Source organism: Streptomyces sp. NPDC002787 (assembly GCF_053592095.1).
Genome location: NZ_JBSFVC010000007.1, coordinates 215,208 through 229,845 on the forward strand (window position 1 = coordinate 215,208; position 14,638 = coordinate 229,845).

Below are 14,638 nucleotides of genomic sequence, written 5' to 3' on the forward strand. Positions count from 1 at the left end.
GTGGGGAAGTTCAGGGGTTACCGACGGTCAGCGCTTATGAGACTACTTGTCAGCAAGGGCGTCAATCCCTTGCGCGCCACTTGTGCAGTAGCGTGCTGGCGTGTCCATGCCTCCACCGCCTCAGCAGCCGTACGGTCAGCAGCCGTACGGTCAGCAGCCCTCCGGTCAGCAGCCGTACGGTCAGCAGCCCTCCGGTCAGCAGCCGTACGGTCAGCAGCCCTCCGGTCAGCAGCCCTACGGCCAGCCGCAGCCCCCGCACCCCTACGGCCAGCCGCAGCCCGGCCCGTACGGTCAGCAGCCCGCCGCGCCCTACGGCGCCCCGTACGGCCAGCCGCACCCCGGGGTGTGGCCTCCTCCTCCGCCGCCCAAGAACAACGGTCTGAAGATCGCCCTCGGCGTCGTGGGCGGGGTCGTCGGGCTGATCGTGGTGGGCGTGGTGGGGCTCGGTGTCCTGGGGTTCAAGAACGAGCAGAGCTTTCCCGAGGCCGAGTACCGGCTGACGCTCCCCGAGAGCCTGCTCGACGGTGAGTACGAGCTGGAGCAGGACGTCTCCGAGTCCGAGGGGCGGGAGCTGGAGCAGGAGGCCGACGGCGCCTGGGACGCGCGGGACGTCAAGGCCGTGATCGGCCAGTACGGCGACGGCGAGGACGGCCTGGGTGCCCTGGCCGTCTCGGGGGCGTACGGCAGGTTCAAGAACGCCGAGGACGCCCGTGGGCAGATGCTGGACGGGGCGGCCGAGGGGGACGGGGCGACCGTCGCCGTACAGCCGCGGGACTTCACCCCCTCCGGCTCCGACACCACGATCACCTGTCAGGTCGGTGTCATGGAGGAGGCGGGGACCGACGTCACCGTGCCGATGTGCAGCTGGGCGGACGGGAACACCGGCGCGATCGTCCTGGAGATCACCCCCGACCTGATGGCACAGGAGCCGTCCGAAGTGGACCTGGAGGCCTTCGCCGAGCGAGTCCACCAGGTCCGCTCCGAGGTGCGCCGGCCGATCAGCTGACGGCGTCGACGACCAGGGGCTCGGCCGGCCCGGCCGGGAACGACGTCCGCAGGGTGAACGCGTACGGCGTCGGGCCGTGGGCGCGGAGGTGGAGGAGCCGGTCCTCCGCCTCCGCGACGGTGGGGTGGTGGCCGGCGGGGACCCACCACAGGGTGGTCGCCGCCTCGGCCAGGCGCTCGAACCACTCCCGCCTGCGGGCCAGCAACTCCCTGTGCCGCCCCTGGTACATGAAGGCCGTGAGGGCGTCCGTGTCCCTCCACACCGACATGTTGATGATCAGCCACTCGTCGCCGAGGACCGGGATGTCGGTCGCGTTGCCGGAGTCGCTCTGGAGGCGCCAGACGAAGCCGGGGGATTGGTCCGCGACCGCGTTCACCGGGTCGAGGGCGTCCACGAAGTCCTTCAACTGCGGGGAATCCAGCGGGGCCTTGAGGCGGGCGATGTTGACCTGGGCGAGTTCGTACTCGGCGGAATTCATGGCCGCACGATAGGTCGGAGGAGGAGGTGGGCCCACTGTTTATCTCGAGTGGTGGGCACGGTTCGTATGCTCGCGCCGGTGGGGGCTGGTCGCGCGGTTCCCCGCACCCCCTACAGGGCGCCCGCCTTCAGCACCGCTCTCATCACCTCCCGCGCGATCGGCGCCGCGTCCCCGCCCCCGCTGATCTCCCCCCGTACCCCCTCCGCGTCCTCGACCACCACGGCGACGGCCACCTCGGGTTTGATCGCGTCGTCCGACTGGGCCCAGCCGATGAACCAGGCGTACGGGGTGCCGGAGTTGCCGATGCCGTGCTGGGCGGTGCCGGTCTTGCCGCCGACGGTGGCGTGGCGGATGGCGGCCTTGGCGCCCGTGCCGTGCTCGACGACACCGCGCATCAGCTCGCGCAGACGCCTCGCGGTGGCGGGGCTCATGGCCTGGCGGAGGGGACGCGCGCCCGAGGCGGCGACCGTACGGCCGGTGGCCGTGGTCGTGCGTTCGACGAGGTACGGCGAACGGACCGAACCGCCGTTGGCGACGGCCGCCGTGACGAGGGCCATCTGGAGAGGGGTCGCCCGGGTGTCGTACTGGCCGATGGAGGAGAGCGCGAGCTGCGCCCGGTCCATCTCGGTGTCGAAGTTGCTGGGGGCGACGGAGAACGGGATGCGCAGGCCCGTGTCGTTGAAGCCGAAGGCGCGGGCCGTGTCCCTCATGGCACCGAGGCCGACGTCCACGCCCAGCTTGGCGAAGACCGTGTTGCAGGACCACTCGAAGGCATAGCGCAGGGAGGCGTTCTCACAGCCCTCGACCTCGTTGGCGAGGGAGGTCGTGGTGCCCGGCAGGGTGTACGGGGCGGGGGAGCGGGTGGGGTCGTCGAGGTCCCGGACCACCCCGGCGTCCAGCGCCGCCGCGGCCGTCACCACCTTGAAGGTCGAACCCGGCGGATACGTCTGCCGCACGGCCCGGTTGAGCATCGGCTTGCCCTCGTCCCCGTTCAGCCGCGCCCACGCCTCGGCCACCGGGGGGCCGTTGCCGGAGAGCACTCCGGGGTCGTACGACGGCCGGGAGACCAGCGCCAGGACGCGCCCGCTGACCGGGTCGAGCGCGGCGACCGCCCCCCGGCGGGCGCCGAGCCCCAGGTACGCCGCGCGCTGGGCGGCGGCCCGGAGGGTGGTGACGACCTCGCCACCCGCGTTCCGGTCGCGGGTGATGTCGTTCCACAGGGGAGGGAAGGACAGCAGCGGGTCGCTGCCGTCGAGGACGGAGTCCTCCGCGTGCTCCAGGAACGTCGTCCCGTACACCTGCGAGGCGAAGCCCGTGACCGGCGCGTACAACGGGCCGTCCCGGTACGTGCGTTCGTAGCGGAGCTGCTCCCCGGTGTCCCTCGAGCCGGTGACCGGGCGCCCCTCGACCACGATGTTCCCGCGCGGCTGGCCCCAACGGGCGATCGCCGGGCGGCGGTTGGCGGCATTGTCCTCATACGCCCGGGACTGGAAGACCTGGACGCGGGTGGCGTTGACGAGGAGCGCGACGAGGAGCAGCGCGCAGAGGGCGGCGGCGCGGCGGATGTACCTGGTCATGCGCCCCCGCCCCCCGGGCCGCCGTACGGGTCCGCGGGGAGGAGGCCGCGGTCGTACTGTCTCCTGGCGGAGTCGCTCATCCGCATCAGCAGGGCCACGATGATCCAGTTGGTGACGACGGAGGAGCCGCCCTGGGCCAGGAAGGGCATCGCCATGCCGGTGAGGGGGATGAGGCCCGTGACACCGCCGGCGATGACGAAGACCTGCAGGGCGACGATCGAGGCGAGACCGATGGCCAGCAGCCGGCCGAAGGGGTCGCGCAGGGCGAGGCCGGTGCGGTAGCCGCGCTCCACCAGCAGGGCGTAGAGCAGGAAGATCGCGGTGAGCCCGGCGAGGCCCAGTTCCTCGCCCGCCGTGGCCAGGATGAAGTCCGACTTGGCGGCGAAGCCGATGAGGAGGGAGTGGCCGAGGCCCAGTCCGGTGCCGAGCAGCCCGCCGGCGCCGAACGCGAAGAGCGACTGGGCGAGTTGGCCGGCGCCCCGGCCCGCCTCGATCGACGCGAACGGGTGCAGCCAGTCCTCGACCCGGCTGTGCACATGCGGTTCGAGCCAGCCGACCGCCACCGCGCCCACACACGCCAGCAGCAGCCCCACCGCGATCCAGCCGGTGCGGCCCGTGGCGACATACAGCATGATCACGAACAGTCCGAAGAACAGCATCGAGGTGCCCAGGTCCCGTTCCAGCACCAGCACCCCGACGCTCAGCAGCCAGATCGTCACGATCGGGCCGAGGACGCGCCCGGTGGGCAGTTGGAGGCGCTTGAACCGCCAGATCTGGCGCCCGGCGTACGCCAGCGCGTTGCGGTTCGCCGCGAGATAGCTGGCGAAGAACAGGGCCAGCAGCACCTTCGCGAACTCGCCCGGCTGGAGGGAGAACCCGGCGATCCGCACCCAGATCCGGGCCCCGTTGACCGGCGGGAAGAGAATCGGCAGCGCCAGCAGGGCCAGCGCGGCCACCACCGAGACGTACGCGTACCGCTGGAGCACACGGTGGTCGCGCAGCAGGGTCACCACCGTGATGAACAGCGCCACCCCGAGTGTCGACCAGTTCAGCTGCGCGGGCGCCGCCAGGTCGCCCGGGGTCTCCAGATCGAGCCGGTGGATCAGCACCAGGCCCAGGCCGTTCAGCAGCACCGCGATCGGCAGCAGCAGCGGATCGGCGTACGGCGCCCGCAGCCGTACCACCAGATGGGCCAGCAGGGCGAGCACGCCGAGCCCGGCGCCGTGATCGGCGGCGCCGGGCGGGACGGTGCCGTTCTTCGCCAGACCGACAGCGCAGTAGCCGTACAGGGAGAGCAGGACGGCCACGACGGTGAGGGTGAACTCGACGCCTCGGCGCCGGAGCAGGCGTACGGCGGGCGGCGGGGACGGGTCCGAGGGGTCCGCCGCCAGGGTCGTTCCGGCCTTGGTGGTCATGCCCGGAACTTACCTAAATGAGCTGCCTTGTGTGCCTTGTCGCTCAGGGGCACCAGCGTGGCGTCGCGAAAGGGGCGATGTGGCGGGCGGGCCCCCAGGCCCAGGTGTTGTCGGTGAGCAGGTACCACTGCTGGCCGCCGTCGATGTTCGGGCTCTGCGTCCTGCAGTAGATGTTGACGATCTCGCCGTAGTGCGCGACCCGGACGACCTCGCTGCCGCGCATCGGCGCGCTGCGCAAGATCAGTCCCGTACGGGCGGTGACCTCGCCCTGGACGATGTACTTCTTCCCGGGGTCCTCCCGGTCGACGCCGAGCGCGGGAGTCGTCGCCGCGAAGGCCACGAGAGCGCCGCCGGCAGCGGCTATGCCGAACCGCATGAGCAGAATCCGCAGGGACATTGATGCTCCTCCAGAAGGGGTCGAACCTGACTATTCGCCACATTAGGAGGAGGGGAGGTGGGGTGCCTTTCTCAATGGGCCATCAGGGAAGGTGCCCGTCTCCACGGAGCTCTGGGCCGTGTCTGACAGGCGGCTCCGCCGCGTGGGCGCGATCACCCCCACCGGCCCGCAGCCGCAGGACAGCGGACGCGCCTCCACCCTCCGCGTTCTCGAACTCCAACCGCGCCCCCAGAACCTCCGCCTGCCCCACCGCGATCGTCAGCCCGAGCCCATGCCCCTTGGCGGAGCCCTCCGTACGAAACCGCTGCGGCCCCTCGGCCACGAGATAGTCCGGGAACCCGTTCCCGTGGTCCCGCACGGTCACCACCGGGCCGTCCACCGTCAACACGACCGGAGGCCGCCCGTGGTGGTGCGCGTTGGCCACCAGATTCCCCAACACCCGCTCCAGCCGCCGCCGGTCCGTCTCCACGTACGCGTCCTCGACGACCCGCACCACCGTGTCGCCGCTCGCGTGCGCGGCCACCCGCTCCGCCAGCCGCCCCAGCCGGATCTCGTCCAGGTCCAGCCGCTCGCTCCCCGCGTCCAGCCGCGAGATCTCCAGCAGATCCTCGGTCAGCGTCCGCAACGCGGCGACCCGGTCCCGCACCATCTCCGTCGGCCGCCCCGCCGGCAACAGCTCCGCCGCCGCGTGCAGTCCGGTCAACGGCGTACGCAGCTCATGCGCGACGTCCGCGGTGAACCGCTGCTCGCTGAGGAGCTTGCGCTGCAGCGTGGAGGCCATGGTGTCGAGCGCGGCGGCCACCGCCGCCACCTCGTCGCGGTGCCGCGCCGGGTCCGTCGTACGGGGATCGCCGACCCGGGCGTCCAGGTCCCCCGCGCTGATCCGGCGGGCCACCTGCGAGGTCGTGCGCAGGCGCCGGGTCACGCCGGTGACGCCGAGCGCGCCCACGATCAGCGTCGCCCCGATGGCCAGCGCGGAGGAGCCCAGGATGGCCCGGTCGAGGTTCTCGATCGTGGCCGCGCTCTGCGAGTAGTCGATCTGTACGGCGAGGGCCCGGCCGTCGGCAGGGCCGGCCGCCCACATCGTGGGGTACCCGTCGACGACGGCGACCATCGTGCCGCGCCGCCCGCTCACCGCCAGCTCGCGCAGCGCCTTCGGCAGCCCCCGTGCGTCGATCCCGGAGCGGGGCGGCAGCCGGTTCCCCGCCTCGTACGCCCGTACCGCCTCGTCGAGCCGGACGAGCGCCCGTGCGCGGGCGTCGCTGACGGTCCGGTTGGTGACGGAGACATGCACGAGGGCCCCGAGCAGCACGGCCAGCCCACAGCACATGACGGTGATGAACGCCAGCGCCTTCCAGGTGAGCGAGGAGGTCCACCCCCACACCCGGAACCGTCTCCGCACAACCCCTACCGCGCTCACCGCGCCCTCACGACCGAGGACCCGAACAACGACGAACGGGCGGAGCCGGGCAATGCGGCGAAGGCCGGGTCGGCGGTGGAGACCGGGCTGGCGGCGGAGGCCGGGTCGGCGGTGGAGACCGGGCTGGCGGCGGAGGCCGGGTCGGCGGTGGAGACCGGGCTGGCGGCGGAGGCCGGGTCGGTGGTGGAGGCCGGAAGCGCGGGGGAGGCCGGGTGGGTGGTGGAGGCCGGAGGGGTGGCGGAGGTGGGGTGGGCGGAGGCCACGCGGGTGGCGGAGCCCGACCGGGCGGCGGAGCCTGGAAAGGCGGCGAAAGCCGGGCTGGCGGGTGAGGCCGGAAAAGCGGGTGAGACCGGATGAGGGGCGGAGCCCCACCGGGCCGTGGAAGCTGGAAACGTCGTGGAAGCCGGGCCGGCGGCGGAGGCCACACGGGTGGCAGAGCCTGACCGGGCGGGGGAGGCCGGAAGGGTGGCGAAGGCCGGGCGGGCGGGGGAGGCCGGAAGGGTGGCGAAGGCCGGGCGGGTGGGGGAGGCCACGCGGGTGGCGGAGCCTGACCGGGCGGTGGGGGCCGGAAGCGTCGTGGAAGTCGGGCCGGGGGCGGAGCCCGTGTAGGTGGCGGAGCCCGCGTCGGTGGCGGAGGCTGGGCGAGGGGCCGCCGAGTGTGACGGCGAAGGCGTCGGGGTCGCCGGTGTCGATGGTGGGGCCTTGTGGGACGGGTGGGCCGATTCGCCCGCGCGCAGGATCTCGTCGCGGGTGAGCAGCATCGCCAGCTGGTCCTCGTCCCAGGTCCACTGCGTGCGGTACTCGTAGCCGACGATCGTCGCGGGCGAGCGGATGATCACGGTACGGCCGGCCAGCTCGACCGCGAGCACCGCGTCGTCGTTGGCCAGCACCTGCACCAGCCGGCCCGCCCGGAACGTGTACATCCGCACCGCCGTCTGGTTGCCGGGCAGCAGCCGGAAGCCGAGCACCATGTCGTCGCGCCCGTCACCGGTCAGATCCCGGTAGTAGGCCTTGAGTACGGGGCACTCGGCACGGTCCCCGCCCGCGCCGCACTCCACCATGCGCGCGCTCGTCCCGCCGTAGAGCGAGCCGGCCCCGGAGTACACCTCGGGGTGCGCGGCGATCTCCGCGCGTACGACGGCCACCGGGTCCACCTGGTGGATGTCGTCGCCGGGGGCCTCGACGCCGTCGACGACCTCCGTCTCGGCCTCGCCGTAGTCGTAGGCGGGGGAGGAGGCGGGCGGTTCCCCGGGCCACAGCCGGGTCGGCCCGATCGCGGTGGGTGTCGCACCCGCACTCGCCAGGCCCCCGGAGTCACCGCAGGCACCCAGCAGCAGGCCGGCGGCCACGGCGACCGACGCGCCGACGGCCACACGCGCGGGGCGGCTGGGGAACACGGAACTCCTGAGGGCCCGGGGACGAGGATCCCGTACACCCTATTCGCGCGGAGGTCCTTCTCCCGTGATGCCCGGTCCAGGCCGGCTCCAGGCCGGTTCCCGTGATGCCCGGTCCAGGCCCGTACCGTGCCGCCCGGTCGCGGCCCGCCCGCCGCGCTACTCCGTCAGTTCCTCCAGCTCCTCCAGGAAACGGACCGTCGGTAGCCCCGTGTGCAGATACTCCACGAACAGCTCGTTGTGCAGCGCCCACGGCGAACGGCGCGTGCGGATCAGCCGGATCGCCTCCTCGGCGGAGTGCCCGTCACGGATCAGCGCGTGCGCCACGACCAGACCGGACCGGTTGTACCCGCTGTAACAGCGGACGAGGACCCGCTTGCCGTCCTCCAGCGCGTCGCACGCGGCCCGCGCCAGCCGCATCACACCCGCCAGCTGCGTACCGTCCAGCGGCCCGTCCGGGATCGGCCACACATGGTGCTCGACGCCGTCGTCCGGCCCGTACCCCGGGAGCCGCAGCAGTGTCAGAACCAGATCGAACTCATCGCGTACGACCGCGAATTCGACGTCCCCGGTACCGGCCCGCCCCGCGAACTCGTGCCCGCCCATCCACAGGCCGGGCACGATCTCGCTCCACGGTTCGTCCGGAGCCGGAACATCGGGCTGCTTCCTGCGCGTCCGCAACGGCGCCTCCCCTAGCCCGTAGCCCCTGACGACGGGTCGTCACCACAAAGGTAGCCGGGTTCTTGCCGACGGAGCACCCCGCCTGTTCCCATGGTCGTGGGGTGATGGTGCATGAGCGGACTGCGCGTCATACCGACCTGGCGGCACGGACAGGAACGCCTGTACGTGTGCCGGACCGACGGGAGGAACATCGCCTGGTACGACCGTGAGGCGGGCCGGGTGAACCTCCTCAGCGAGGAGCGGAGGCAGGACGTGCTCGCCGTCCTCGGCCCCTTCATCACCGGCCCTGTCACGGTGGGCCCACCACCCGTGCCGACCCCCGCCGAACTGGCCCGGCTCAGCCTCCACCCGGACGACGACCTCGCCCCCAACCGCCCCGGCGAGGCCCTGCTGATCGCCCTCGACCGCGCCCCAGGGCCGCCGCGCCGGCTGCGCCCCGACCCGCGCCGCCGCGCCCTGGCCGCCGAGCAGACCGTCGGCGACGCGCTGGACCGGCTGGAGGGCGCCGGCTGGCACACCCTGCACTCCGTGCCGCTGCCCGGCGGCGACCGCATCCACCACCTCGTCATCGGCCCCGGGGGCCTGTACTGCGTCCGCTCCCTCCACGCCCGCCGGCAGCGCGTCGTCGTCACCGACCCCGTGGTCGCCGTCGGCCGGCATGAGCCCCGCGCGCTGCTGCTCGGGCTCCGCGCCGAGGCGGACCGCGCGTCCTACGCCCTCACCGCCGAGGTCCACCCCGTCCTCGCCCTCGCCGAACCCTCCGGCGTCGCCGTCACCACGCCCCTGCGCGAGGTCCGCGTCCTGCGTGACACGGATCTCTCCGAACTCGCCCGCGCGGGCGGGGTGTTGAAGCCGGCGGACGTGGAGGGGCTGCACGCGCTGGCGCGGGACCGGCGGACGTGGGCCCGGGTGTGAGCCGTTTGGTGCGAGTCGTTCGGTGCAGGCTGTTGGTGTAGGCAGGTCGGTGCAGGCCGGTGTGTGTAGGTCGGGTGCGGGATCCGGGCGTGGGGCGGATCACGGCAGCGAGTGCGCCGCGTCCGGGTCCAGGAGCGGGGCCAGTAGGTCACCGTAGTCCTGGAGGCGGGGCGCGATGTCCTGGGCGCGGAAGGTCAGCTGGGCGGGGGAGGCGCAGTCCTCGACCTCCGTCCAGGTCACCGGCGCGGACACGGTGGGCTCGGGGCGGGCGCGCAGGGTGTAGGGCGTGGCGGTGGTCTTGCGGGCGGCGTTCTGGCTCCAGTCGACGAAGACCTTGCCGGGGCGCAGGCTGCGGGTCATGCGGTGGACGACCCGGCGGGGCATGGCCTTCTCCGCCTCGACGGCGAGTTCCTTGGCGTACTCCGTCACCCGCTCGGAAGACGCCCCGCGCACCGCCGCCAGCAGATGCAGCCCCTTCGACCCGGACGTCTTCGCGTACGCCTCGATCCCGTCCGCCGCGAGCCGCTCCCGCAGCCAGCGGGCGACCCGGCAGCACTCGACGACCGTGGCGGGCGCCCCCGGGTCCAGATCGAAGACCAGCCGGTCGGCCTCGTCGGAGGAGTCGACGGTCCACTGGGGCGTGTGGAACTCGGCGACCAGGTTCGACGCCCACATCAGGCTCGCCAGGTCTTGGACCAGCACCATCCGGGCCGGGCCCTCCATCCGCCGCACCTCGGCGGTGGTGACCCAGTCGGGCGTGCCCGGCGGCACGTTCTTGGTGAAGAAGACCTGGCCGCCCGGCCCGTCCGGGTAGCGGAGGAAGGAGACCGGGCGGTCACGCAGGTGGGGGAGGAGGGCGTCGGCGGTGGTGGCGTAGTAGTGCAGCAGCTCACCCTTGGTGAAGCCCGTCGCCGGGTGGAGGACCTTCTCCAGATTGGACAGAGCGACCCTGCGGCCCTCCACCTCGGTGATCGGTGTCATGGGAGTCAGAGTCCCACGATTTCGCATTTCGCTCTAAAGCGGGCAAAGCTCTCGACAGGTCAGGCGCCCACGTACGCGGCCAGGTGCTCGCCGGTGACCGTGGACCGGGACGCGACCAGGTCGGCGGGGGTGCCCTCGAAGACGATGCGACCACCGTCGTGACCGGCGCCGGGGCCGAGGTCGATGATCCAGTCGGCGTGGGCCATGACGGCCTGGTGGTGCTCGATGACGATGACCGACTTGCCGGAGTCGACGAGCCGGTCGAGCAGGCCGAGCAGCTGCTGGACGTCGGCGAGGTGGAGGCCGGTGGTCGGCTCGTCGAGGACGTAGACGCCGCCCTTCTCCGCCATGCGGACGGCGAGCTTCAGCCGCTGCCGCTCACCGCCGGACAGCGTGGTCAGCGGCTGGCCGAGGCTGAGGTAGCCGAGCCCGACGTCCGCCATCCGCTCCAGGATCTTGTGGGCCGCCGGGGTCCGCGCCTCACCCGAGCCGAAGAACTCCTCGGCCTCGGTCACCGACATCGCGAGCACCTCGCTGATGTCACGCCCACCGAAGCGGTACTCCAGCACCGACGCCTCGAACCGCTTCCCCTCGCACTCCTCGCAGGGGGTGGCGACGCTCTGCATGATCGCCAGATCGGTGTAGATGACGCCGGCGCCGTTGCAGGTCGGGCAGGCACCCTCGGAGTTGGCGCTGAACAGCGCCGGCTTCACACCGTTGGCCTTGGCGAAGGCCTTGCGGATCGGGTCGGCCAGACCGGTGTACGTCGCCGGGTTGCTGCGCCGGGAGCCCCGGATCGGGGTCTGGTCGACCGCCACCACGCCCTCGTCGGTGGGGATCGAGCCGTGCACGAGCGAGCTCTTGCCGGAGCCGGCGACACCGGTGACCACGGTGAGCACACCGAGCGGGATGTCGACGTCGACGTTGCGCAGGTTGTTCGCCGTCGCGCCCCGGATGGCGAGCGTGCCGGTGGGCTTGCGCACGGTCTCCTTCACGGCGGCCCGGTCGTCGAGATGACGCCCGGTGACGGTGTCGCTCTTGCGCAGCCCCTCCAAGGTGCCCTCGAAGCAGACGGTGCCGCCCGCCGTACCGGCGCCGGGGCCGAGGTCCACGACGTGGTCGGCGATGGCGATCGTCTCCGGCTTGTGTTCCACCACCAGCACGGTGTTGCCCTTGTCGCGCAGCCGCAGCAGCAGGTTGTTCATCCGCTGGATGTCGTGCGGGTGCAGTCCGATGGTCGGCTCGTCGAAGACGTACGTGACGTCGGTGAGCGACGACCCGAGGTGGCGGATCATCTTCGTACGCTGCGCCTCGCCGCCGGAGAGCGTGCCCGAGGCGCGGTCGAGCGAGAGATAGCCGAGGCCGATCTCCACGAACGAGTCGAGGGTGTGCTGGAGCTTGGCCAGCAGCGGCGCCACCGAGGGCTCCTCGATTCCGCGGACCCACTCCGCCAGGTCGCGGATCTCCATCGCGCAGGCGTCGGCGATGTTGACCTTGCCGATCCGGGAGGAGCGGACCAGCTCGCTGAGCCGGGTGCCGTCGCACTCGGGACACTCGGTAAAGGTGACCGCGCGGTCCACGAAGGCCCGGATGTGGGGCTGCATCGACTCGCGGTCCTTGGAGAGGAAGGTCTTCTGGATCTTCGGGATCAGCCCCTCGTAGGTGAGGTTGACGCCGTTGATCTTCACCTTGGTCGGCTCGCGGTAGAGGAAGTCGTGCCGTTCCTTCTTGCTGTACTCACGGATCGGCTTCTCCTTGTCGAAGAACCCGGATTCGGCGATGACCCGCACGACCCACCCGTCCCCGGTGTAGGTGGGAATGGTGAACGGATCCTCGGACAGCGACTTCGTATCGTCGAAGAGCTGGGTGAGGTCGATGTCGGAGACCGAGCCCCGGCCCTCGCAGTGCGTGCACATGCCGCCGGTGCGGCTGAAGGTCACCTTCTGGGTCTTTGTCTTGTCGGCACCCCGGTCGACCGTGAGACCGCCGCTCGCCGAGACCGAGGCGACGTTGAAGGAGAACGCGCCGGGCGGGCCGATGTGCGGCTCGCCGAGTCGGCTGAAGAGGATGCGCAGCATCGCGTTGGCGTCGGTGGCGGTGCCGACGGTGGAGCGCGGGTCGGACCCCATCCGCTGCTGGTCCACGGTGATCGCGGTGGTCAGCCCGTCGAGCACGTCGACCTCGGGCCGCGCCAGGTTGGGCATGAAGCCCTGAAGGAAGGCGCTGTACGTCTCGTTGATCAGTCTCTGCGACTCCGCGGCGATCGTGTCGAACACCAGGGAGCTCTTCCCCGAGCCGGACACCCCGGTGAACACCGTCAGCCGGCGTTTCGGGAGTTCGATGCTGACGTCCTTGAGATTGTTCTCCCGCGCCCCGTGCACCCGGATCAGATCATGACTGTCGGCGGCGTGCGGCCCCGGAGTCTGCGCGCTCGTCCGCGTGGCCTTGGTCATCGTTCCTCCATCTGTCGGGCGGAGCCGCGTCCGCGGTCCCCGCCGGCGTCGCCTGACCACATCCGATCTGCTGGAACAGTACGTGCGGTTGTGCGCCTGCTGTGCGGTCTCGGCGAAGGCCGAGTGTTCACTTGGTCGACGGTGGCGGTGGGGGGCCGGTCGGTCGCTCGGTGCGTGGGTTGGTGGTGCGGGTCTGGTGGGTGTGTACGGGGCCGGGTCGGCGGTACGCGTCTGGTGGTAGGGGCCGAGTGGACGAGGGGCTGTGCGCCGCCCCCGGGCCCCAGCCTCCGAGCCGAACATGGATCCCGGACTCCAGCCTTCGGAGCTGGCTCCTGACCCGGGCTCCGCACTCCGACGGTCCTGGCCTGCGACTCCAGCCCTGGGAGTCGCCCCATGACCTTCACGCTAGGCGCGGCCCGCCCACCCACGCTTCTCGAATCCTGACCGGTCCGGTGAAGCGGCCGTACGAGGCGGCTGCCGGCCGTACGGGGGCTGGTGTCGTGCAGGCGACTGCTGACGTACAGGGACTGCTGACGTACAGGGACTGCTGTCGCCCTGGGCGACCGGTGGCCGGTCGACGGGCGGGCGTGATCGGTCGGAGTTACGGTGTGGGAAGCCCGGAGGGGTGGTCGGGGCCCGGAAGGGCGGTCGGGGGCGGGGGAGACATGCCCTACGGCTACGACCCGAAAGGTGCGTGCTGCTCGTGCGATCCATCTGGAACGGCGCCATCTCCTTCGGCCTGGTCAGCATCCCGATCAAGCTGGTGAACGCGACCGAGAGCCACTCCGTCTCCTTCCGCCAGATCCACCTGGAGGACGGCGGCCGCATCCGTTACCGCAAGGTCTGCGAGCTGGAGGAGCGCGAGGTGACGCAGGGGGAGATCGGCAAGGCGTACGAGGACGCGGACGGCACGATGATCCCGATCACGGACGAGGACCTCGCGTCGCTGCCCATCCCGACGGCCAAGACGATCGAGATCGAGGGCTTCGTACCGGCCGAGAGCGTCGACCCGCTCCAGGTGGACGCCGCGTACTACCTCGCGGCGAACGGCGTCCCCGCCGCCAAGCCGTACACCCTCCTCCGCGAGGCGCTCAAGCGCAGCGGAAAGGTCGCCATCTGCAAGTTCGCGTTGCGGGGCCGCGAGCGGCTCGGCATGCTGCGGGTGGTGGACGACGTGCTGGCCATGCACGGGCTTCTCTGGCCGGACGAGATCCGTACGACGGAGGGGGTCGCCCCCGACGCGAGCGTCACCGTCCGCGACAAGGAACTCGACCTCGCGGACGCCCTGATGGACACCCTCGGCGAGGTGGACCTCGAATCCCTGCACGACGACTACCGCGAGGCGGTCGAGGAACTCATCGCCGCGAAGGCCTCCGGCGAGGAGCCGCCCACCGCCCCCGCCCCGGCCCCGGGCGGCAAGGTCCTCGACCTCATGGCCGCCCTGGAGAAGAGCGTCCGCGAAGCCAAGGAGTCCCGAGGGGAGGACGTCGCCGACATCACCCCCCTCTCCTCCCGCCCCACCCCGAAACAACCCGCCGGCAAGAAGTCCACCACCACGACGAAGAAGACGGCCGCGTCCCCGAAGAAGTCGACAGCGAAGACCACCCAGCCCACGAAAAAGACCGCCGCCAAGAAATCAGCCGCCAGGAAAACGACGGCGGCGAAGTCCGCGGAGACCAAGTCCACGGCCAAGAAGACCCCCGCGAAGAAGACAGCCACCCGCAAACGCTCCGCGTGACGCGTGACGCGTGACGCGTGACGGCTGCCGTCTGACGGCTGACGGCTGACGCCGGACGGCTGCCGGCTGACGCCTGCCTCCGCCCGCCCGACGGCTGACGCCCGACGGCTGACGTCCGACGGCTGACGTCCGACGGCTGACGTCCGACGGCTGACGCCCGACGGCTGACGTCCGACCGCGACC

The 14,638-nt window shown here is 71.8% G+C and carries 12 protein-coding genes and 1 pseudogene; 3 read left to right on the plus strand and 10 right to left on the minus strand.

What is annotated here, in order from left to right; all coding sequences use genetic code 11:
- Positions 1-61 precede the first annotated feature (61 nt).
- The gene (locus ACWD26_RS12255; RefSeq protein ID WP_451268938.1) at positions 62-337 is read right to left on the minus strand and encodes a hypothetical protein; all 276 of its coding nucleotides are present in this window, start codon (positions 335-337) and stop codon (positions 62-64) included.
- 6 nt (positions 338-343) lie between these two features.
- Here ACWD26_RS12255 and ACWD26_RS12260 point away from each other — a divergent pair, with 6 nt between their 5' ends.
- Positions 344-1,006 carry a hypothetical protein gene (locus tag ACWD26_RS12260; protein WP_451268940.1) on the plus strand — a complete coding sequence of 221 codons (663 nt, stop codon included), beginning with the start codon at positions 344-346 and terminating at the stop codon, positions 1,004-1,006.
- Here the strand turns inward: ACWD26_RS12260 and ACWD26_RS12265 are convergent.
- From ACWD26_RS12265 to ACWD26_RS12295, 7 genes and pseudogenes are all read right to left on the minus strand, one after another.
- The gene (locus ACWD26_RS12265; RefSeq protein WP_451268942.1) at positions 999-1,484 is read right to left on the minus strand and encodes a DUF3291 domain-containing protein; all 486 of its coding nucleotides are present in this window, start codon (positions 1,482-1,484) and stop codon (positions 999-1,001) included. The genes ACWD26_RS12260 and ACWD26_RS12265 overlap by 8 nt on opposite strands.
- 110 nt (positions 1,485-1,594) lie before the next feature.
- Positions 1,595-3,061 (minus strand): penicillin-binding transpeptidase domain-containing protein, encoded by a 1,467-nt coding sequence (locus ACWD26_RS12270; RefSeq protein WP_451268944.1) that lies wholly within the window; start codon positions 3,059-3,061, stop codon positions 1,595-1,597.
- On the minus strand, positions 3,058-4,476 hold the full coding sequence (locus ACWD26_RS12275) for an FtsW/RodA/SpoVE family cell cycle protein (RefSeq protein WP_451268946.1): 1,419 nt from the start codon (positions 4,474-4,476) through the stop codon (positions 3,058-3,060). Before ACWD26_RS12275 ends, ACWD26_RS12270 begins: the two co-directional genes overlap by 4 nt.
- A gap of 43 nt (positions 4,477-4,519) precedes the next feature.
- Positions 4,520-4,873 carry an SH3 domain-containing protein gene (locus tag ACWD26_RS12280; RefSeq protein ID WP_451268948.1) on the minus strand — a complete coding sequence of 118 codons (354 nt, stop codon included), beginning with the start codon at positions 4,871-4,873 and terminating at the stop codon, positions 4,520-4,522.
- Between the two features lie 82 nt (positions 4,874-4,955).
- On the minus strand, positions 4,956-6,275 hold the full coding sequence (locus ACWD26_RS12285; RefSeq protein ID WP_451268950.1) for an ATP-binding protein: 1,320 nt from the start codon (positions 6,273-6,275) through the stop codon (positions 4,956-4,958).
- Between the two features lie 659 nt (positions 6,276-6,934).
- Positions 6,935-7,690: pseudogene (locus ACWD26_RS12290) on the minus strand (hypothetical protein); the annotation flags it as partial.
- A gap of 156 nt (positions 7,691-7,846) precedes the next feature.
- On the minus strand, positions 7,847-8,368 hold the full coding sequence (locus ACWD26_RS12295; RefSeq protein WP_451268952.1) for a protein-tyrosine phosphatase family protein: 522 nt from the start codon (positions 8,366-8,368) through the stop codon (positions 7,847-7,849).
- A 111-nt stretch (positions 8,369-8,479) separates the two neighbouring features.
- Here ACWD26_RS12295 and ACWD26_RS12300 point away from each other — a divergent pair, with 111 nt between their 5' ends.
- Positions 8,480-9,283, plus strand: a complete 804-nt coding sequence (locus ACWD26_RS12300; protein ID WP_451268954.1) for a nuclease-related domain-containing protein — start codon at positions 8,480-8,482, stop codon at positions 9,281-9,283.
- Between the two features lie 99 nt (positions 9,284-9,382).
- Here the strand turns inward: ACWD26_RS12300 and ligD are convergent, their stop codons facing one another.
- Both ligD and ACWD26_RS12310 read right to left on the minus strand, forming a co-directional pair.
- Entirely contained in the window at positions 9,383-10,264 is an 882-nt protein-coding gene (ligD, locus tag ACWD26_RS12305; RefSeq protein ID WP_451268956.1) for a non-homologous end-joining DNA ligase, read from the minus strand.
- A 59-nt stretch (positions 10,265-10,323) separates the two neighbouring features.
- Positions 10,324-12,717, minus strand: coding sequence for an ATP-binding cassette domain-containing protein (locus ACWD26_RS12310; RefSeq protein ID WP_451268958.1), 2,394 nt, complete (start codon positions 12,715-12,717; stop codon positions 10,324-10,326).
- A gap of 703 nt (positions 12,718-13,420) precedes the next feature.
- Here ACWD26_RS12310 and ku point away from each other — a divergent pair.
- Positions 13,421-14,455 (plus strand): non-homologous end joining protein Ku, encoded by a 1,035-nt coding sequence (gene ku, locus ACWD26_RS12315; protein WP_451268960.1) that lies wholly within the window; start codon positions 13,421-13,423, stop codon positions 14,453-14,455.
- Positions 14,456-14,638: the final 183 nt, after the last annotated feature.

Bases quoted from the DNA above. Each gene is read 5' to 3' on its own strand.
- ACWD26_RS12265 (WP_451268942.1), bottom strand. From the start codon at position 1,484: ATGAATTCCGCCGAGTACGAACTCGCCCAGGTCAACATCGCCCGCCTC.
- ACWD26_RS12310 (WP_451268958.1), bottom strand. From the start codon at position 12,717: ATGACCAAGGCCACGCGGACGAGCGCGCAGACTCCGGGGCCGCACGCC.
- ACWD26_RS12275 (WP_451268946.1), bottom strand. From the start codon at position 4,476: ATGACCACCAAGGCCGGAACGACCCTGGCGGCGGACCCCTCGGACCCG.
- ACWD26_RS12300 (WP_451268954.1), top strand. From the start codon at position 8,480: ATGAGCGGACTGCGCGTCATACCGACCTGGCGGCACGGACAGGAACGC.
- ACWD26_RS12270 (WP_451268944.1), bottom strand. From the start codon at position 3,061: ATGACCAGGTACATCCGCCGCGCCGCCGCCCTCTGCGCGCTGCTCCTC.
- ACWD26_RS12280 (WP_451268948.1), bottom strand. From the start codon at position 4,873: ATGTCCCTGCGGATTCTGCTCATGCGGTTCGGCATAGCCGCTGCCGGC.
- ligD (WP_451268956.1), bottom strand. From the start codon at position 10,264: ATGACACCGATCACCGAGGTGGAGGGCCGCAGGGTCGCTCTGTCCAAT.